Here is an 18,474-nt window from a genome sequence, read left to right as displayed (position 1 = left end):
AAACGTGGTTCAGAGGGCATTTTTGGTGTGCCGGGCGCGGGCCGCGCGGCGCCTCGACGGCCCGCCCACGACGCTGCGGCGGCCAAGCGGACGGAGCCCTCCGCGATGGTCAGGACGACACCGACGAGGCCGCCCTCCACGCGCCGCGGTAAAGGTTCGAAAGCCCCGGGGCGACCCCGTACGCTGTTCCACCCTGACGGGGGGAGGCAGGCCAGCATGCACACCATCATCATCGTGCCACCGTTGTCCGAAGGGCCGAACGAGCACCTCAAGATCGCTCCCGGTGAGCGGATCGTCTTCGGCCGGCAGGCGCCGGCGGACAACCTCGTTCTCGCGCACGACGGGGTGTCCCGGTACGCCGGTGAGATCACCGCGCAGGGCGTCTTCTGGACCCTCAGCAACCACAGTGCCGACCAGACCTACGTCGTGGAGAACCCGGAGGGAGCCGGGGAGCACGTCAAGGTCGCCCCCGGGCGCCTCGACGCGCCCGTCCCGTTCGAGTTCTCCCGGGTGATCCTGCCGGCCGCGGGCGATCTGCTCAGCTTCGACGTGTGGGCTCCGCGGCATTCGTACGGCAGCCGGCGCGGCGCTCCCGGGGCCCTGGTCACCGCTCCCGCCTTCAGTCTCGACCGCAGCACGCGCTACTTCGCCGTGCTGGCCGCCCTGTGCGAGCCGCGGTTGCGTGGCGCACCGCACGCGCCGCTGCCGACGATCGACCAGGTGGTGGAGCGCCTGCGGCCGACCTGGCCCGCGGCCGGCCGGTCGTCCGTCTCGTGGAACATCGACTACCTCGCCGTCAAGCTCCGCCTGCGGCCCGACCCGGACACCGCGCCGGAAGGGCGGCGCGCCCACGGCAAGAAGGAGTCGCTCGTCTCGCTCGCCCTGCGCTTCGACCTCGTGCGCGAGGACGATCTGCTCGTCCTCGCGCACGACCGGGCCGAGGCGGGGCGATGACCGGGCCGGAGCCCGTGGTCGCCGTGCCGGAGGGGTACCGCGTCGGCGCCTGGGAGGTCGGCGCGCCGCTCGCGTCCGGCGCCTTCGCCACCGTCTACGCCGCCCGCAGGGCGCACGGGCACCCGGCCCGGGAGGGCTCCGTCGAACTGCCCGAACGCGCCGCGCTGAAGTTCCTCCCCACCGGGACACGTACACCTCGCCAGTTGCGGTATCTGGAGGAGCTCACCCAGCAGGAGATCGAGTTACTCAGCCGATTACGCTCGCCCCGGCTCATCCGCATGTACGAGGTGCTGAACGTCGACGACCCCCGGCGGCCCGGCCTCGACGGCGTCACCGTCCTCGTCCTGGAGCAGGCCGCGTCCTCGCTCGAGGACCTCCTGGCCCGCACCCCCGTCCCCCCGTCCGGGCACACCGTCCTCACCCAGGTCTGCGAGGGCCTGCACCAGCTGCACGACGCCGGCTGGGTCCACGGGGACCTCAAGGCCGCCAACGTCCTCCTCATGGACGACGGCTCGGCCCGCCTCGCCGACTTCAACACGGCCGCCGAGATGCAGGGCACGCACGCGTACACCCACGCGTTCGTCACCCCCGACTACACGGCCCCCGAACTGCTCTGGCCGGAGGTCGACGAACGCGGCACCCGCATCCGTCCCACGGCCGACACCTGGGCCTTCGGAGTCCTCGCCCACCTCGTCCTGACCGGCACCCACCCCCTGCCCGGCAACACCCCCCAAGCCCGCTCCGAAGCGGCGATCCGCTACGCCCGCGGCAGCGAGGAACTGCGTCTCTCCCCCGCGCTGCGCCCCGACTGGCGGGACATCATCACCGACTGCCTGGCCCGTACGCACGAAGCGCGCGCCGCTCACGACAGCTCCTCGCTCCTGCGCCGCGTCGAGCAGGCCGCGGGCGGCGCTCCGGCCCGACGGCCTCGGCGCCGGGCCCGCTTCTCGCGCCGCCACCCCGTCCTGACGGCGCTCGCCGCCACGGTGCTCCTGACGGCCGTGGTCCTAGCGGGCGCGGTGTACGCGTACGTCAACGACGACGACGGCGCCCCGGTCTACCAGGCACTGGATCCGGCGTCGGCGTTCCCCACCGGGCCGGACGGCGAGGTGGTCTACGGCTACCACCGCTGCCCGAGCGACTCCGTCTGCTTCTTCAGCGAGCACAACGGCAACGGAGAGATGTGCAGCTGGAAGGAGGCCGACAGCGACTGGCTCGCCGGCGAGCGCACCTGTGCGTGGGCCCGCGACCGCCCCGTCCGCTCCGCCTTCAACAACATCGCCGACGCCCGCCGGCTCCACGACGTCGAGTTCTTCCGGGGCCCGGACTTCAGCCCCACCGGAAAGGACCGGCGCCGCATGGCCCAGCGCACCGGCTGCAACGCCGTCAACAGCATGGGCAACCTGGCGGGCACCTACGCGCCCCGCTCCCACCGGCTCGTCGACAGCTGCTCGTCCAGGAACGTGGTGTGGACGATCCTGTCGATCTTCTCGTGACCCCCCCGCACCACCGACGGCGTCGCCGGGACAGGAGGTGTCCCGGCGACGCCGGTGGAAAGCGGCCCGTGACTCAGACCGGGTGCGCGACTACCACTTGGAGTGCCAGTACAGGGCCGAGCGGGTCATCTCCAGCGGGGCGTCGCCCTGGCGCCAGCCCGTCGCCGCCTTGGGCAGGTTGCGCCACTTGAGCGTCAGCGTCTTGTTGCGCGTGGTCCGCAGGCCGGAGTGGTCCTTGGCCCCCGGGAGGTTCTTGTAGCGGACCCAGTGCTTCACGCCGCCGGCGGTCGCGGTGTCCTCGCCGACGGCCTCGTCGGAGTCGCTCGCGATGGCCGTCCAGTCCGTTCCCTGCGCCGACTGCGGGTTTTTCTGCAGCTGCTTGAGGAAGCCGGACTTCTTCCGCATCTGCGCGCAGGCCGTGTACAGGCACAGGGACGAGTTCGTGCCCTCGTGCGGCGTCCCCAGCGTCACGACGTCCTCGACGAAGAGCTTGCTCGGGTAGCCCCGCTTCTTCTTCGCGACACCCGACAGCGCCTCCCGGATGACCAGGCCGCCCATGGAGTGGCCGACGAGGTCGACCGACCTCCCCTTGGAGGTGTACTCCGAGTAGATCTTGTTGGCGAGCGCCTTGCCGAGCTTCTCGATGCTGTCGTTGGCGCCCGCCTTGGCGATGCGGAGATCGCAGTTCTTGTCCTTCTTGTAGAACGCGACGCTCCGCACCTTGCCCTTCCAGTAATGCTCCTTGAACTCCTTCTTGAGGTTGTTCCAGCCGCTCTTGCAGTCGAACGACGCCTCGCCGAGCCAGTCGATGCCGTGGACCAGGAGCACGTCCTCGGTCTTGCTGTCGTTCCGCTTCGGCGTCTTCGCCGCCTCCGCCGGCGCCACCGCGCCCAGCATGACGGCGGCCAGCGTCAGCCCCGTCACCACCAGTCCCGTCTCCCGCTGACGCATCCGCATCCGTCTACCCCCATGTCCCGATGACCGGAGCCGGTCCTCTGTGCCGGCCCACTCGAAAGCTAGTCAGCCGGTGACGGACATGGAGCCTGCAACTATCCAGGTTGCGGGCGGGAGTTGACGGACCGTGTCCCTCACCGCGACCGGCGGGGGACGGTGAGGGCGGGCGTCAGCGGAGGGTGAGGGAGGTCTCGGCCATGACGTGGGTGAGCTTCTCGGGGTTGCGGACGTAGTACAGGCCCTTGACCAGGCCGGCCTCGACGCGCAGCGCCATGACCCCGTCCAGCTCGCCGTCGAGGTGCACGGCGAGGGCCGGGGCGCCGTTGACGACGGTGAGCTCGGTGGTGACGGTCGCCTCGGCCTTGAGGGAGCCGCCGAGGTAGAAGCGGGTCACCTTGTCGGCGCCGACGACCGGGCGGAGCGCGGCCTTCTTGATGCCGCCGCCGTCGCTGACGAGGACGACGTCGGGGGCGAGCAGGTCCAGGAAGTCCTGCGGGTCGCGGGTCTCGAGGGCCCGCCGGAAGGAGTCCACGGCCGCCCGCGCCTCCCGCGCGGAGACCGTGGTGCGGGGGCGGCGGGCGTCGACGTGCTTGCGGGCGCGGTGCGCGATCTGGCGGACGGCGGCCGGGGTCTTGTCGACGGCCGCCGCGATCTCGTCGTACCCCACGTCGAACACCTCGCGGAGGACGAAGACGGCCCGCTCGGTCGGGGTGAGGGTCTCCAGGACCAGCATCATCGCCATCGACACGGACTCGGTGAGCTCGACGTCCTCGGCCACGTCCGGCGCCGTGAGCAGCGGCTCGGGCAGCCACTGGCCGACGTACGCCTCCCGGCGGCGCTGCACCGTGCGGAGCCGGTTGAGCGCCTGCCGGGTGGTGATGCGGACGAGGTACGCCCGCTGGTCGCGGACCTGCTCCAGGTCGACGCCGGTCCAGCGGAGCCAGGTCTCCTGGAGGACGTCCTCGGCGTCGGCGGCCGAGCCGAGCATCTCGTAGGCCACCGTGAAGAGCAGGTTCCGGTGGGCGACGAAGGTCTCGGTCGCCGGGTCCGTGTCGTGCGTGCCGGTCATGCTGCGGTCTTCTCCCCGTCGTCGGTGTGCGCGGTCCCGCCGGGTCAGGCCACGCGCTCCGGGGCGTCCGTGGTGCGGACCGCGCGCTCCCGGAGCAGCTGCGGCCGGTGCTTGCCGTCCTTGGGCCAGGAGTGCGCACCGGGCTTGTGGGCCTCTTCCGTCAGGTGCTTGACGCTGAGCGTGCAGGCGATCTCCTTGAGCTTCGCCCCCGCACGCCCGCTGACGTAGATTGCCATCGCCCGGTCGTCCTTGTGTGCGATCTGGAAGATCGCGGTGCGACGCCCGAAGCTGAGGCACATCGCGTTGAACGCCATGTCCACGGGCTCGGGCCGGGCGCCCGCGATCCGGGCCAGCACCGTGTCGGCGGCGTGCGCGCCGAGGCAGCCGGCGACGTAGGCGCTCATCCGGAACGGCAGGTCCGAGGGGGCCGAGCAGTCCCCGGCCGCGACGATCCGCTCGTCGTCCACGCTGGTGAGGGTCTCGTCGGTGAGCAGCCGTCCGGTGGCGTCGGTGGTCAGTCCGCTGCGCGCGGCCAGGTCGGGGACGCCGAAGCCGGCGGTCCAGACGGCGAGCCCGCCGGTCACCGTGCGGCCGTCGGCGAGGCGGACGGTGTCCGCGGTCACCTCGGTGACCTTGGTGCCTGGGCCGTCGAGCACGGTGACTCCGAGGGCGGCGAACCGCCGGGCGGCCGAGCGCCGTGCCCGGGGGTGCAGATAGGGGCCGAGGACCCCGCCGCAGACCAGCGTCACCGGGCGGCCGCCCTCGGCGATTTCGGCGGCGGTCTCGATGCCGACCGGGCCGCCGCCGACGACGGTGACCGGGACGCCGGCGGGCAGCGCCGCGACGGCGGTCCGCAGCCGCTCGGCCGCCTCCAGTTCGGCGACCTGGTGGGCGTGTTCGGCGACGCCGGGCACGGCGGGCCGGGCGACCGTGCTGCCGACCGCGTAGATCAGGTGGTCGTAGCGGACCGTGGCGCCCGACTCCAGGGTGACCACGCGCGCGTGGGCGTCGATCCGGGCCACCGAGTCGACCACGAGCCGGACGCGCTCGGCCAGGACCTCCTCGTACCGGACGACCGCGGAGTGGCTGCCGCCGACCAGCTGGTGGAGGCGGAGCCGGGGGACGAACGAGGGACGGGGGTTGATCACCGTCACGGTCACGTCGTCGCGCCGGGTGAGTCGGTTGGCCGCCATGACACCGGCGTACCCGCCGCCGATCACGACCACTTCGGTGTTCCCGCCCATGATGCCTCCTCCGTCTGCCCCGTCTTCAGGGGTTCGACCTCAAGACACCGAGGGGTCGTCGCCTGTGACGCGGGTGTGACGTGGATCACCAGTGGGGGGTGGGGAACGGGGCTTGGGCCGGACGGGTGGTGTTCATCGGAAGAACTGCGCGGGTGCGGCGTCGCTCCGCCGAATCCGGGGCCCGGTACAGATCATGAGGAAGGTATGAAAAGCGCGCAACCCGAAATGAACCATCCGGGAAGCGCGCATACCGCCCTCGTCTCCGTACGACCCCGGAGAACACCGCAGACACGAAAGTGAGGGGCCATGGCCACCGCCAAGGTCAAGCAGTTCTGGACCGCCTTCATCTCCGTCCTCTTCGCCCTGCTCGCCTCCGTCGGCCTGGCGGCCCCCGCCGCCGCCCGGGGCCAGGCCCCCGTGACCCAGCCCGAGGAGCCGGCCGCCCCCGCCGCCCCGGCCACCGCCGCGGAGCGCACCGCGACCGTCGTGACACAGCGGCAGGCGGAGCCGTGGGCACCCGTCCGGCAGGGCTCGCTGCCGCCCACCATCAAGCAGCGGATCGGCGCCGAGGCGCACGGCTCCTCGCCCTCCGTCCGGCAGCTGCGCGCCGCCACGCCGCTCGCGAGCGACCCGGCCGCGCTGACCGAGCTGGCGCTCGCGACGGCCGCCTAGGGTGCGGGGAGAGCACGCTTCCCTCCCGGCACCCCGGCCCGCGCCGAACAGCCGGAACGGCCGGAACCGATGGAACCGCCAGACCCGATGGAACAGCCGGAACAGCTTGAACCGGTGGAACCGCCAGACCCGATGGAACAGCCGGAACAGCTTGAACCGATGGAACCGCCAGACCCGATGGAACAGCCAGACCCGATGGAACAGCCGGAACAGACTGTACGGTCGAAGCGGCTCCAGGTCAGCGGCGCTCGTCGGGCTCCGTGGACTCGGTCTCCGTCTCCGCCTCGATCCCGGACACGGTCCCGGTCTCGACGTCCACGTCGCTCCCGGACTCCGTGACCACACTCCTGCCGGCCTCGTCCTCCGCGCCCGTGTAGACCTCCGACGCGGACGGCATGCCCGAGCCCTCGTCCACCTCCGTGGGAGCCGGCGGCTCGACCAGCCAGTCGGGGTTGGCCTGCCTGTCCCACCACTTCCAGGCGACGATCGCGCCGCCGACCAGCACGCCGAGCACGGCGAGCCCCTTGACCAGACGCCCGGCCCTGGCCCGGCGCTCATGCTTCCTCACGATCTTCCGGATGTCGTCCGGCGTCACCTGACCGCGTAGCGCGGCCCAGGCGGCAGTGGAACGCGCCCCGGCCTCCTCCAGCACGGGACCGGTCGCGGCGACCGCGTGTTCGACACGCGGGACGGTGTAGTCGGTCACCTGATGGGCGACCGAGCGGGTCCGGGCAGCGGCGCGATGCGCGGCCTCGTCGACCCGCGGCGGCACGTGCGGCGCCACATGCGCCGCGTACTGCACACGCGCCTGCGCGCGCGCCTGCCGAGCGGCACTCGACACCTTGGGTGCGATCCGCACCCGCGCCTCGTGCGCATAGCGCGCGGCCTGGTCCTTGGCCGTGCCGGCGTACGGCGCCACCACGTCCGCGGCGTGCAGGACGCTTTCCTTCGCCGAATCCGTAGCGGTGCGCACGCTGTCCATGCGAGTCACGGGTTCCTCCTCCTCGGTGGCGAGCGATGTCGGTATTTCGCCTTTCCATCCTTTTCGGCATCATGCCTGCCGGAGCGACGTCCGGCATGCGGGGCGGGCATCCGGGGCATGCGAGGCATGTGAGGCATGCGGGCGGCCGGGCCGGGGCATGCGAGGATCGACTCGCCAGAGCCGCCGGAGCGTGAGGCGATCCGTTCCGCGGCGTGACGCACGATCAGGGAGGGGCGGACCGTGGCGATGCCGTACGCGATCCTCAAGACCAGCGCGGGCGACATCGAGGTGCGCCTGCTGCCGTTCCACGCGCCGAAGACGGTGCGCAACTTCGTCGAGCTCGCCTCGGGCGAGCGCGAGTGGACGCACCCGGGCACCGGCCGGGTCTCCTCGGACCCCCTCTACGACGGCACGGTCTTCCACCGCGTCATCGGCGACTTCATGATCCAGGGCGGCGATCCGCTGGGCACCGGCACCGGCGGCCCCGGGTACGAGTTCGCGGACGAGTTCCACCCCGAGCTGTGGTTCGACCGGCCGTACCTGCTGGCGATGGCCAACGCGGGGCCGGGCACCAACGGCTCGCAGTTCTTCATCACGGTGGGCCCGGCGACCTGGCTGAACCGCAAGCACACCATCTTCGGCGAGGTCGTGGACCCGAAGAGCCGGGCCGTCGTGGACGCCATCGCGGCGGTCCCGACCGACCCGCAGACGCAGCGGCCGCTGCAGGACGTGGTGGTCGAGTCCGTGGTGATCGAGCAGCGCTGACCGGGAAGGACGGGACCCCGCTCATGGACGCGCAGGCCGGACTCCAGCCCTGCTACCGGCACCCGGGCACCGAGACGGGCATCCGCTGCACCCGCTGCGAGAAGCCCATCTGCCCCCAGTGCATGATCCCGGCCTCGGTCGGCTTCCAGTGTCCCGACTGCGTCCGCGGCGGCTCGGGGACCGGGCACGCGGCGGGCGCGAACCAGCCGCGGACGCTGGCCGGCGGCCGGGTCAGGACGGACGACCGGCTGGTCACCAAGGTCCTCATCGGGATCTGCCTGGCCGTGTACCTCCCGGTGCTGGTCGTCGGCGACCGGTTCGTGGACGAGCTCGTGCTGATCGGCTACGCGTACAACCCGCTGCTCGGCGAGGTCGTGGGCGTCGCGGACGGCGAGTGGTACCGGCTCCTCACCGCCACGGTCCTGCACCAGGAGCCGTGGCACATCCTCTTCAACCTGCTCGGCCTGTGGGTGATCGGCGGGATCGTCGAGCCCGAGCTGGGCCGGTCCAGGTACGCGCTGCTGTGCCTGCTCTCCGGCCTGGCCGGCTCGGCCCTCGCCTATGTGGTCGCCGCGCCGAACCAGCCCTCGCTGGGGGCCTCGGGGATCGTCTACGGCCTGATCGGCGCGTGGGTGGTGCTGGCCCGCCGGCGCCGTCACGACATGCGGCCGGTGGTCCTCTTCGTGGCCCTGTCCCTGTTGATGACATTCACCCGTCCGGGGATCTCCTGGGAGGCCCACGTGGGGGGTCTGGTGGCCGGCCTGGTGCTGACGTACGTGCTCGTGCAGGCGCCGCGGGCCCGCCGGGAGCTGATCCAGTACGGCGCCTGTGGACTGCTGCTGTTGATCGAGGCGGGCGTCGTGATGGCCCGCACGATGGCGCTCACCTGAGCGCTGGGGGCTGTGGACGAGCTGGGGAGAGGAGCTTTCCCCAGAGTTATCCACAGTGTGCGGCGGGTTCTCCCCACCGTCCTGGGTGTGACGGAGCCCCCTGCCTCTGACCTGGGATTTCTCCCGGGAGGTAGGGGGCTTCAGTCTGCTTCTGAGGGGATCCCCGCGGTCATACCGGCGTCAACCCGGTGCGAGTTATCCACAGATCTTCGTAAGTTATCCAGTGCTGTGCACAACGCTGTGGATAAACTCTGGGGTGAGCTTGACGGCGGACCTGCGAACCCGCTAGGCGCCGCTAAGAGGCTCACTTCCACTGCGTGGAGACACCGAACCCGGCGGCGATGAAACCGAAGCCGACCACGATGTTCCAGTTCCGGATCGACTCGATCGGAAGCGAACCGTCGGTGACGTAGAAGACCACGATCCACACCAGACCGATGGCGAACAGCGCCAGCATCACCGGAGCGACCCAGCTGCGGTTCGTCAGTTTGATGGTGGCGGCCTGCTTCGCCGGCGGCGGCGTGTAGTCGGCCTTCTTGCGGATCCGTGACTTCGGCACGAGGGACTCTCCTGTCGATGCGCTGCGTGACCGCGCAGGGAACTGTGGCTGTCGCCGGGATGTGACGTAGCAGGTCGACTGCGCCCCCCGGGCGTCCGTTAGCGTAGTGGTTCCGCGGCGCAGAAGGGGATCAGGGTACGTTGAGCAATTCCGCCGGCACTCCGCGCGACCCGCTCGCCGGGCCGGGCCGCACCACCAGGTGGCGCCCCGTCCGGCTGCTGACCCTTGCCGTCTTCGCCCTCGCCGGTCTGCTCTTCGTCACCAGCTTCAACACCGCCAAGGGCACCAACATCCGCACGGACGGCTCCCTCCTGAGGCTCTCCGACCTCATCGAGGAGCGCAGCCACAAGAACGCCGGACTCGACGAGACCACCGCCGCCCTGCGCGGCGAGGTCGACTCCCTGGCCGCCCGCGACGACGGCTCCACCGCCGCAGAGGACCGCCGGCTGAAGGCCCTGGAGACCTCCGCGGGCACCACCGAGATCTCCGGCCCCGGCCTCACCGTCACCCTCGACGACGCCCCGCCCGGCGCCCAGGCCGCCCCCGGCTACCCCGAGCCGCAGGCCAACGACCTGGTCATCCACCAGCAGGACCTCCAGGCCGTCGTCAACGCCCTCTGGGAGGGCGGCGCCGAAGGCATCCGCGTCATGGACCAGCGGCTCATCTCCACCAGCGCGGTCCGCTGCGTCGGCAACACCCTCATCCTCCAGGGCCGCGTCTACTCGCCGCCGTACAAGATCACCGCGGTCGGCGACCGGGGGAAGCTCGACAAGGCCCTCGCCGCCTCCCCGGCGCTCCAGAACTACCAGCTCTACGTGAAGGCGTACGGGCTCGGCTGGAAGGTCGACGACCACCAGGACGTCACCCTCCCCGGCTACACCGGCGCGGTCGACCTCCACTACGCCAGGCCGGCCGCCTGACCGGGTCGTCCACAGGCTTCGGACAGCTTCCCCACGACGGCGCCCGCGCCCCGTACTCTGGTGCCCGTAACGAACGGAAGGGGCGTCGGACGTCATGTACGGATGGATCTGGCGGCATCTGCCGGGCAACGCCTGGGTGAGGGCGCTGATCTCGGTCGTGCTGGTCCTCGCGGTCGTCTACGTGCTCTTCCAGTACGTGTTCCCCTGGGCGGAGCCTCTGCTTCCGTTCAACGATGTGACGGTGGACGGCCAGTGAGCGCGCGAATTCTCGTCGTCGACAACTACGACAGCTTCGTCTTCAACCTCGTGCAGTACCTCTACCAGCTCGGCGCCGAGTGCGAGGTGGTCCGCAACGACGAGGTGGAGCTGAGCCACGCCCAGGACGGCTTCGACGGCGTGCTGCTGTCGCCCGGCCCGGGCGCCCCCGAGCAGGCCGGCGTCTGCATCGACATGGTGCGGCACTGCGCCGCCACCGGCGTCCCGATCTTCGGCGTCTGTCTCGGCATGCAGTCGATGGCCGTCGCCTACGGCGGCGTCGTCGACCGCGCCCCCGAGCTGCTGCACGGCAAGACCTCGCCCGTCCTCCACGAGGGCAAGGGCGTCTTCACCGGCCTCCCCTCGCCGTTCACCGCCACCCGCTACCACTCGCTCGCCGCCGAGCCGGCCGACCTGCCGGCCGAGCTCGAAGTGACCGCGCGGACCGAGGACGGCATCATCATGGGCCTCCGCCACCGCGAACTGCCCGTCGAGGGAGTCCAGTTCCACCCCGAGTCGGTGCTCACCGAGCACGGCCACCTGATGCTCGCCAACTGGCTGGTGCAGTGCGGAGACAAGGGCGCGGTCGGCCGGTCCGCGGGGCTCGCGCCGGTGGTGGGCAAGGCCGTCGCGTGACCACGGGCTCGCCGTGGTTCCGGCCCACCGGGCAGCCAGGAGCCGAGCCGATACCCGAGGAGCAGGGGCCCCCGCAGCCGTACGAGCAGCAGGGCCCGTACGCGTATCCGTACCAGCCCGAGCCCTCGTACGAGACCGCGTACGGGAACCAGGCGCCGTACCCGTACGAGCCGCAGGCGTACGAGGTCCCGGAGACCCCCCGGGCCCCCGAAGCCCCGCAGGTCCCGCAGGAGACCTCCTACGAGCCCATACATGAGCCGTACGGGGCCGGCGAGACGCGGGAGCTGCCCCAGGTCGCCGAGGAGCCCCCGCGGCCCGTGGAGCCCCTTCCCGGGCCGGGACGGGCCGAGCGGCGCCGGGCCGCCGCCAAGCAGGGCCGCGGGAAGAGCCGCAGGGCCGCCGCACCGGCCCCCGCGGCCGACGGCGACCAGGGCGCGGACGCCCCCGCGCGGCCCCTCTCGCGGGTCGAGGCGCGCCGCGCCGCCCGCGAGGCCAAGGCGGCCAAGGACAGCGTCGGCGTCGTCGTCGGCGAGCTGTTCATCACCCTCGGCGTCGTCATGCTCCTCTTCGTCGCCTACCAGCTGTGGTGGACCAACGTCCTCGCCGGCCAGGAGACCAACCAGGCCAAGGAGCGGATCGAGGACACCTGGGCCAAGGGCGAGAGCAAGCCGGACGTCTTCGCCCCCGGCGAGGGCTTCGCCATCATGTACATCCCCAAGCTCGACGTCGTCGTCCCCGTCGCCGAGGGCATCAGCAAGCCCAAGGTCCTCGACAAGGGCATGGTCGGCCACTACGGCGAGGGCAAGCTGAAGACCGCCATGCCCTCCGACAAGCAGGGCAACTTCGCGGTCGCCGGCCACCGCAACACCCACGGCGAACCGTTCCGCTACATCAACCGCCTCAAGCCCGGCGACCCGATCGTGGTCGAGACGCAGGACGCCTACTACACCTACGCGATGGCGAGCATCCTGCCGCAGACCCCGCCGTCGAACATCGCCGTCATCGACCCGATCCCCAAGGGCTCCGGCTTCACCAAGCCCGGCCGGTACATCACGCTGACCACCTGCACGCCCGAGTTCACCAGCACCTACCGCATGATCGTGTGGGGAAAGCTGGTCGAGGAACGGCCGCGCAGCAAGGGAAAGCCGAGCGCGCTCGTAGGCTGAGACCCCAACACCTCCAGAAGGGACGAGGGCCGACCCAGTGTCACGCGCGCGCAACCGGATCGCCGGGCTCATCAGCGTCTTCGGCGAACTCCTCATCACAGCCGGCCTCGTGCTCGGACTCTTCGTCGTCTACTCGCTGTGGTGGACGAACGTCCTCGCCGACCGCGCCGCCGACAAGGAAGGCGCCCAGGTCCGCGGCGAATGGGCCGACCAGGGCCCCGGCGCCCTCGACACCAAGGGCGGCCTCGGCTTCCTCCACGTCCCCGCCTTCGGCGGCGACGAGATCCTGGTGAAGCGCGGCACCGAGAGCCCCATCCTCAACAACGGCGTCGCCGGCTACTACACCGAACCGGTCAAGTCGGCCCTCCCGCAGGACAAGGAGGGCAACTTCACCCTGGCCGCGCACCGCGACGGCCACGGCGCCAAGTTCCACAACATCCACAAGTTGAAGAACGGCGATCCGATCGTCTTCGAGTCCAAGGACACCTGGTACGTCTACAAGGTCTACAAGACCCTCCCGGAGACCACGAAGTACAACGTGGACGTCCTCCAGCCGGTCCCCGAGGAGTCCGGCAAGACCACGCCCGGCCGGTACATCACCCTCACCACCTGCACCCCCATGTACACCTCGGACTACCGCTACATCGTCTGGGGCGAACTGGCCCGCACCGAGAAGGTCGACGCGAACCGCACCCCGCCGGCCGAACTGCGCTGAGGCGGGCGCGAGCAGAAAGGGGAGAGCCCCGGAGTCCTGTGAAGGACTCCGGGGCTCTCCCCTCGTACCGACCGGCGGACCGGGGCTAGTCGAACCAGCCGCCGATGTTGCTCTCGCCGTTGTTGTTGTCGCCGCCGCCCTGCTGGTCGCCGCCACCGGGGTTGCCACCGCCGCCGCCGTCCACGGTGACCAGGGTGACCGTGTCGCCCTGCTTGACCATGGAACCCGCGGGCGGGTTCGACTGGAACACCCGGGCGTCGTCCTTGTCGACGCCGACCACGGTGACCGTGACGCCCTGGCCCTGGAGGTTGTCCCGGACCTCCTTGAGCGTCTTCCCGACGATGTCGGCCGGGATCTGGACCTGGGTCACCGCCGGGCCCTTGGAGACCTTCAGGACGATCGCGACGTCCAGCGGCTGGTTGCTGGGGCCGCCGGGGGTCTGCTCCAGGACCATGCCCTTGGGCTGGTCGTTGTCGACCTCCTCCTGCTTCACGTTGGTGAAGCCGAGGCCGTTCAGCTGCTGCAGCGCCAGGTTGATGTCACGGTTGCGGACGTCCGGCAGCTGCGTCAGCTTCTGCTTGGCGACCGTGAGGGTCACCTCGGAGTTCTTCTCGGCCTTGGTGCCGTTCTGCGGGTTCTGCCGCAGGACGGTGCCGGGGTCCTCCTCGGACTCCTCCTCCTCGACCTTGACCTTGAAGCCCTTGCCCTCCAGGGTCTCCCGGGCCCGCTCCAGCGACTGCTCCTGGACGTCCGGGACCTCGACGAGCGGCGCGCCCTCGGAGACCCACACCTGGATCGTGGCGTCGACGTCGATCTTGGCGGAGCCGTCGGCGGCCGGGTTCTGGCGGCAGATCGCGCCGGTGGGCTGCTCGCAGCGCTCGCTGCCCGCCTCCTGCACCTTCACCTGCGCGTTGACCGCGGACTTCTGCGCCTCGTCCATCTTCTGGCCGACGAGCTGCGGCACCGTCGTCTGCTGCGGGGTGTCGTTGGTGTTCATCAGGTACTGGGCGATGAAGATCGCGCCGACCAGGACCAGGACACCGCAGAGCGCCAGCAGGATCGTCGAGGCGTTCGACTTCTTCTGGCCGCCGCGGCGGCGGTCCGGACGGTCGTCGTAACCGTCGTACCCGCCATAGCCCCCGCCGTCCGGCGACACCGGCGGCATCATCGACGTCTGGCCGACCGGGTCGGCCTGGCGCAGCGCGGTGGTCGGCTGGTCCTCCGGCGGGTAGCCGTAGCCGTTGTACGCCGGGGCGCCGCCCATGCCCATCGCGGCGGCGGCCGCGACCGGCTGCCCGTCGAGGCACGCCTCGATGTCCGCGCGCATCTCGTCGGCGGACTGGTAGCGGTAGTCGGGGTCCTTGACCAGCGCCTTCAGGACGATGGCGTCCATCTCGGGCGTGATCTCGGCGTCGAAGTTACTCGGCGGCTGCGGCTCTTCCCGGACGTGCTGGTAGGCGACGGCCACGGGGGAGTCGCCGATGAACGGCGGCCGGACGGTGAGGAGTTCGTACAGCAGGCAGCCGGTGGAGTACAGGTCGGACCGGGCGTCGACCTGCTCGCCCTTGGCCTGCTCCGGGGAGAGGTACTGGGCGGTGCCGATGACCGCGGCGGTCTGCGTCATGGTCATGCCCGCGTCGCCCATCGCGCGCGCGATGCCGAAGTCCATGACCTTGACCTGGCCGGTGCGGGTCAGCATCACGTTGGCGGGCTTGATGTCGCGGTGCACGATGCCGGCGCGGTGCGAGTACTCCAGCGCCTGCAGGATGCCGACGGTCATCTCCAGCGTCCGCTCCGGCAGCAGCTTGCGGCCGGAGTGCAGCAGCTCGCGGAGGGTCGAGCCGTCGACGTACTCCATCACGATGTACGGGATGGAGACCCCGTCGACGTAGTCCTCGCCGGTGTCGTAGACGGCGACGATCGCCGGGTGGTTCAGGGAGGCGGCGGACTGTGCCTCGCGGCGGAACCGGGCCTGGAAGGACGGGTCACGGGCCAGGTCGGCCCGCAGCGTCTTCACGGCGACGGTGCGGCCGAGCCGGGTGTCCTGGGCGAGGTACACCTCGGCCATGCCACCGCGGCCGAGCACCGAGCCCAGCTCGTACCGGCCGCCGAGGCGACGCGGCTCTTCCATAGTTGATCCAGCCCTCTCCGTCTGTCCCGACCGCACCGTGGTCCGGCGGTGTGTGCTGTCCGCGCATACGGTACCGGCCCCGAAGAGCCGTACCGCGCGCGGAGGGCAGCTGATACCTGACCGGTACCTGGGGGGCACCGGCCCTTCGCAAGATCAGCCGCGGCTCTTCAGAACCGCCTTCATGACCGCCTTCGCGATCGGCGCGGCCAGGCCGCCACCGCTGATGTCCTCACGGCCGACGCCCTCGGCGTCCTCGACGATCACGGCGACCGCGACGGGGGAACCCTGGTCCGTCTTGGCGTACGAGATGAACCACGCGTACGGGCGCTTGGCGTTCTTCTCGCCGTGCTGCGCGGTACCGGTCTTGCCGCCGACCTTCACGCCGGACATGTTCAGGTCGGCCTTGCCGCCGGTGCCCTTGGCGACCACGTTCTCCATCATGGCCTGGAGCTTCTGCGCGTTCTCCGGGGAGACCGGCTGGCTCAGCTGCTCCGGCTCGTTCTGCTTGATGACGTCCAGGTTCGGCGCCCGCAGCTGGTCGATCATGTACGGCTTCATCAGCTTGCCGTCGTTCGCGATCGCCGCCGTGACCATCGCCATCTGGAGCGGGGTGGTCGCGGTGTTGAACTGGCCGATGGAGGAGAGCGCGTTGCCACCGCGGTCGGCCTTCTTGTCGTAGACCGAGGCGGCGGACCGGACGGGGGTGAACTGCTCGGCGTTGAAGCCGAACTTCTCCGCCATCTCGTTCATCTTCTCGACGCCGACGTCGTCACCGAGCTTGGCGAAGACCGAGTTGCAGGAGATCCGCAGCGCCTCGTTGAGGCTGGCGTTGGCGCAGCCGCCCGAGTGGTTCTTCATCGGGACGGTGGAGAGCGGGATCTTCCAGCCCTCGGGCGTCTCGGTCGCCGCGTCGATGTCCGTGACCTTGCCGGCCTCCAGGGCGGCGGCCGCGGTCACGACCTTGAAGACCGAGCCGGGGGGGTAGATCTCGCGCAGCGCGCGGTTCTGCATCGGCTTGGCCTTGGACTCGGTCAGCGCCACCCACGCCTTCTCGTCGTCGCTGCCCGCGATCGTGGAGGGGTCGTACGAGGGGGTGGACGCCAGCGCCAGAATCTTGCCGGTCGACGGCTCGATCGCGACCACGGCGCCGGTGTTCTTCCCCAGGCCCTCGAAGGCGGCCTTCTGGGCGGCGCCGTTGAGGGTGGTGACGACGTCGCCGCCGCGCTTCTTCTCGCCGGTGAACATCGACAGGGTGCGGTCGAAGAAGAGCCGGTCGTCGTTGCCGGTGAGGATGCCGTCCTCGATCTTCTCGATGAAGTTGGCGTCGTACACCTGCGAGGCGTACCCGGTGACCGGCGCCCACATGGGGCCGTTCACGTAGGTCCGCTTGTACTTGTAGTAGTTGCCGCCGGAGTCGACGGAGCCGGTGATCGGCTTGCCGTCGACGATGATGTTGCCGCGCTCGTTGGCGTACCGCTCGATGCGGACGCGGGTGTTCTTCGGGTGCGCGTTCAGCTCGTCGGCGCGCACGAACTGGAGCCAGTTGTCGCGCAGGAGCAGGGCGAGGACGAGCAGGCCGCAGAAGATCGCGACCCGGCGCAGCGGCTTGTTCACGGACGGACCACCTGGGTCATCTCGGCGTCGGGGTTCGGTGCGGGGGCGGGCGCGGGGCGGCGCGCGGTGTCGCTGATCCGGATCAGGATGCCGATCAGGGCCCAGTTGGCGATCACGGACGAACCGCCGTACGCGAGGAACGGCATCGTCATACCGGTGAGCGGGATGAGGCCCATCACACCGCCGGCGACGACGAAGATCTGCAGCGCGAAGGCGCCGGAGAGACCCATCGCCAGCAGCTTGCCGAAGGGGTCGCGGGCGGCGAGGGCGGTACGGATGCCGCGCTCGATGATCAGGCCGTACAGCAGCAGGAAGACCATGACGCCGGCGAGACCGAGCTCCTCGCCGACGGTGGCGAAGATGAAGTCGGAGTTGGCGGCGAAGCTGATCAGGTCGGAGTTGCCCTGCCCGAGACCGGTGCCGAGGATGCCGCCCGAACCGAACGACATGAGCACCTGGGTCATCTGGTCACAGGCGTTCAGCATGTTCTGGTCGGTGGCCGTCTCCAGACAGCCGAAGGGGTCGAGCCAGGCCGCCACACGCGACTTCACGTGACCCGCCGTGGAACCCACGACCACCGCGCCGGCGACGGCCATGAGCAGACCCATGACGATCCAGCTGGTCCGCTCGGTGGCCACGTACAGCATGATCACGAACATGCCGAAGAACAGCAGCGAGGTACCGAGGTCGTTCTCGAAGACCAGGATGAGGAGGCTGACCGCCCAGATCGTCAGGATCGGGCCGAGGTCGCGGCCGCGGGGCAGGTAGAGCCCCATGAAGCGGCGGCTGGCCAGGGCCAGCGCGTCCCGCTTCACCATCAGGTAGCCGGAGAAGAAGATCGCGAGGACGAGCTTGGCGAACTCACCGGGCTGGATGGAGAAGCCGCCGATCCGGATCCAGATCTTGGCGCCGAACACGTCCGCGCCGAGGCCCGGGACGAGCGGCAGCAGCAGCAGGACGAGCGCCACCACCATGGAGATGTACGTGTAGCGCTGCAGGACGCGGTGGTCCTTGAGCAGCAGCAGCACACCGACGAACATGGCGATGCCGATCGCCGAGTACATCATCTGGCTGGGCGCGTCCGGGCTGAAGCTCTTGTACAGCCGCATCGACGTCGCGATCAGCCGCGGCGACTGGTCCAGTCGCCAGATCAGCACCAGGCCCATGCCGTTGAGCAGGGTCGCCAGCGGCAGCAGCAGCGGGTCCGCGTACGGGGCCCACTTGCGCACCACGAGGTGGGCGACGGTCGCGAGGAGCGCCAGGCCGAGCCCGTACCCGAGCATGCCGGCCGGGACTTCGCCGTCCAGCGCGAGCCCGACGTTGAGGTACGCGAACACCGGGATGGCGACGGCGAAGCCGAGGAGCGCCAGCTCCGTGTTGCGGCGGCTCGGCGCCTCGATCGCGCCGATGGTGGTCGTGTTGGTGACAACGCTCATGGTGGTGACAGGCCCC

18 protein-coding genes are annotated in these 18,474 nt (G+C 70.6%); 10 read left to right on the top strand and 8 right to left on the bottom strand.

Annotation, left to right across the window (positions count from 1 at the left end; all coding sequences use genetic code 11):
* The first annotated feature begins 216 nt into the window (after positions 1–216).
* Both IF73_RS0102920 and IF73_RS0102915 read left to right on the top strand, forming a co-directional pair.
* Entirely contained in the window at positions 217–954 is a 738-nt protein-coding gene (locus IF73_RS0102920) for a hypothetical protein (RefSeq protein WP_031003077.1), read from the top strand.
* Positions 951–2,450, top strand: coding sequence for a protein kinase domain-containing protein (locus IF73_RS0102915; protein ID WP_031003075.1), 1,500 nt, complete (start codon positions 951–953; stop codon positions 2,448–2,450). Before IF73_RS0102920 ends, IF73_RS0102915 begins: the two co-directional genes overlap by 4 nt.
* Positions 2,451–2,540: 90 nt before the next feature.
* Here IF73_RS0102915 and IF73_RS0102910 read toward each other — a convergent pair whose 3' ends face one another.
* The 3 genes from IF73_RS0102910 to IF73_RS0102900 all read right to left on the bottom strand — a co-directional run bounded on the left by IF73_RS0102910 (position 2,541) and on the right by IF73_RS0102900 (position 5,717).
* The gene (locus IF73_RS0102910; RefSeq protein WP_158821898.1) at positions 2,541–3,401 is read right to left on the bottom strand and encodes an esterase/lipase family protein; all 861 of its coding nucleotides are present in this window, start codon (positions 3,399–3,401) and stop codon (positions 2,541–2,543) included.
* 172 nt (positions 3,402–3,573) lie between these two features.
* Positions 3,574–4,473, bottom strand: a complete 900-nt coding sequence (locus IF73_RS0102905; RefSeq protein ID WP_031003071.1) for an RNA polymerase sigma-70 factor — start codon at positions 4,471–4,473, stop codon at positions 3,574–3,576.
* A 44-nt stretch (positions 4,474–4,517) separates the two neighbouring features.
* The gene (locus tag IF73_RS0102900) at positions 4,518–5,717 is read right to left on the bottom strand and encodes an NAD(P)/FAD-dependent oxidoreductase (protein WP_031003069.1); all 1,200 of its coding nucleotides are present in this window, start codon (positions 5,715–5,717) and stop codon (positions 4,518–4,520) included.
* Between the two features lie 306 nt (positions 5,718–6,023).
* Here IF73_RS0102900 and IF73_RS40880 point away from each other — a divergent pair, with 306 nt between their 5' ends.
* On the top strand, positions 6,024–6,389 hold the full coding sequence (locus IF73_RS40880; protein ID WP_031003066.1) for a DUF6344 domain-containing protein: 366 nt from the start codon (positions 6,024–6,026) through the stop codon (positions 6,387–6,389).
* 238 nt (positions 6,390–6,627) lie between these two features.
* Here the strand turns inward: IF73_RS40880 and IF73_RS0102890 are convergent, their stop codons facing one another.
* Complete coding sequence (locus tag IF73_RS0102890) at positions 6,628–7,380, bottom strand: DUF5324 family protein (protein WP_031003064.1); 753 nt, start codon at positions 7,378–7,380, stop codon at positions 6,628–6,630.
* A gap of 237 nt (positions 7,381–7,617) precedes the next feature.
* Between IF73_RS0102890 and IF73_RS0102885 the strand changes: the two genes are divergently transcribed.
* The gene (locus IF73_RS0102885) at positions 7,618–8,136 is read left to right on the top strand and encodes a peptidylprolyl isomerase (RefSeq protein ID WP_031003062.1); all 519 of its coding nucleotides are present in this window, start codon (positions 7,618–7,620) and stop codon (positions 8,134–8,136) included.
* Between the two features lie 23 nt (positions 8,137–8,159).
* Positions 8,160–9,026, top strand: coding sequence for a rhomboid family intramembrane serine protease (locus tag IF73_RS0102880; RefSeq protein ID WP_031003059.1), 867 nt, complete (start codon positions 8,160–8,162; stop codon positions 9,024–9,026).
* Between the two features lie 304 nt (positions 9,027–9,330).
* On the opposite strand, the gene crgA is transcribed toward IF73_RS0102880, so the two are convergent.
* A complete protein-coding gene (crgA, locus tag IF73_RS0102875; protein ID WP_031003056.1) occupies positions 9,331–9,585 on the bottom strand; it encodes a cell division protein CrgA in 255 nt (84 codons plus the stop codon).
* A gap of 140 nt (positions 9,586–9,725) precedes the next feature.
* On the opposite strand from crgA, the gene IF73_RS0102870 reads away from it, so the two are divergent.
* From IF73_RS0102870 to IF73_RS0102850, 5 genes are all read left to right on the top strand, one after another.
* Positions 9,726–10,505 carry a DUF881 domain-containing protein gene (locus IF73_RS0102870; protein ID WP_031003054.1) on the top strand — a complete coding sequence of 260 codons (780 nt, stop codon included), beginning with the start codon at positions 9,726–9,728 and terminating at the stop codon, positions 10,503–10,505.
* A 94-nt stretch (positions 10,506–10,599) separates the two neighbouring features.
* Positions 10,600–10,761: a hypothetical protein gene (locus IF73_RS41365; RefSeq protein ID WP_030685828.1), complete on the top strand. Its 162-nt coding sequence runs from the start codon at positions 10,600–10,602 to the stop codon at positions 10,759–10,761.
* Complete coding sequence (locus tag IF73_RS0102860; protein WP_031003052.1) at positions 10,758–11,396, top strand: aminodeoxychorismate/anthranilate synthase component II; 639 nt, start codon at positions 10,758–10,760, stop codon at positions 11,394–11,396. Before IF73_RS41365 ends, IF73_RS0102860 begins: the two co-directional genes overlap by 4 nt.
* Positions 11,393–12,562 carry a class E sortase gene (locus IF73_RS0102855; protein WP_031003051.1) on the top strand — a complete coding sequence of 390 codons (1,170 nt, stop codon included), beginning with the start codon at positions 11,393–11,395 and terminating at the stop codon, positions 12,560–12,562. Before IF73_RS0102860 ends, IF73_RS0102855 begins: the two co-directional genes overlap by 4 nt.
* A 37-nt stretch (positions 12,563–12,599) precedes the next feature.
* Positions 12,600–13,277, top strand: coding sequence for a class E sortase (locus tag IF73_RS0102850; protein ID WP_031003049.1), 678 nt, complete (start codon positions 12,600–12,602; stop codon positions 13,275–13,277).
* Between the two features lie 85 nt (positions 13,278–13,362).
* Here IF73_RS0102850 and pknB read toward each other — a convergent pair whose 3' ends face one another.
* The 3 genes from pknB to IF73_RS0102835 form a co-directional block, all read right to left on the bottom strand.
* Positions 13,363–15,408: a Stk1 family PASTA domain-containing Ser/Thr kinase gene (gene pknB, locus IF73_RS0102845; RefSeq protein ID WP_031003048.1), complete on the bottom strand. Its 2,046-nt coding sequence runs from the start codon at positions 15,406–15,408 to the stop codon at positions 13,363–13,365.
* 153 nt (positions 15,409–15,561) lie between these two features.
* Entirely contained in the window at positions 15,562–17,022 is a 1,461-nt protein-coding gene (locus IF73_RS0102840) for a peptidoglycan D,D-transpeptidase FtsI family protein (RefSeq protein WP_031003047.1), read from the bottom strand.
* The gene (locus IF73_RS0102835) at positions 17,019–18,458 is read right to left on the bottom strand and encodes an FtsW/RodA/SpoVE family cell cycle protein (RefSeq protein ID WP_031003046.1); all 1,440 of its coding nucleotides are present in this window, start codon (positions 18,456–18,458) and stop codon (positions 17,019–17,021) included. Before IF73_RS0102835 ends, IF73_RS0102840 begins: the two co-directional genes overlap by 4 nt.
* Between the last annotated feature and the right edge of the window lie 16 nt (positions 18,459–18,474).

Origin of the sequence: Streptomyces sp. NRRL F-5727, from assembly GCF_000719555.1 — a bacterium.
Lineage (GTDB): Bacteria > Actinomycetota > Actinomycetes > Streptomycetales > Streptomycetaceae > Streptomyces.
Note: the sequence above shows the minus strand (reverse complement) of the source record. Positions and strands in the feature narration are given on the sequence as shown.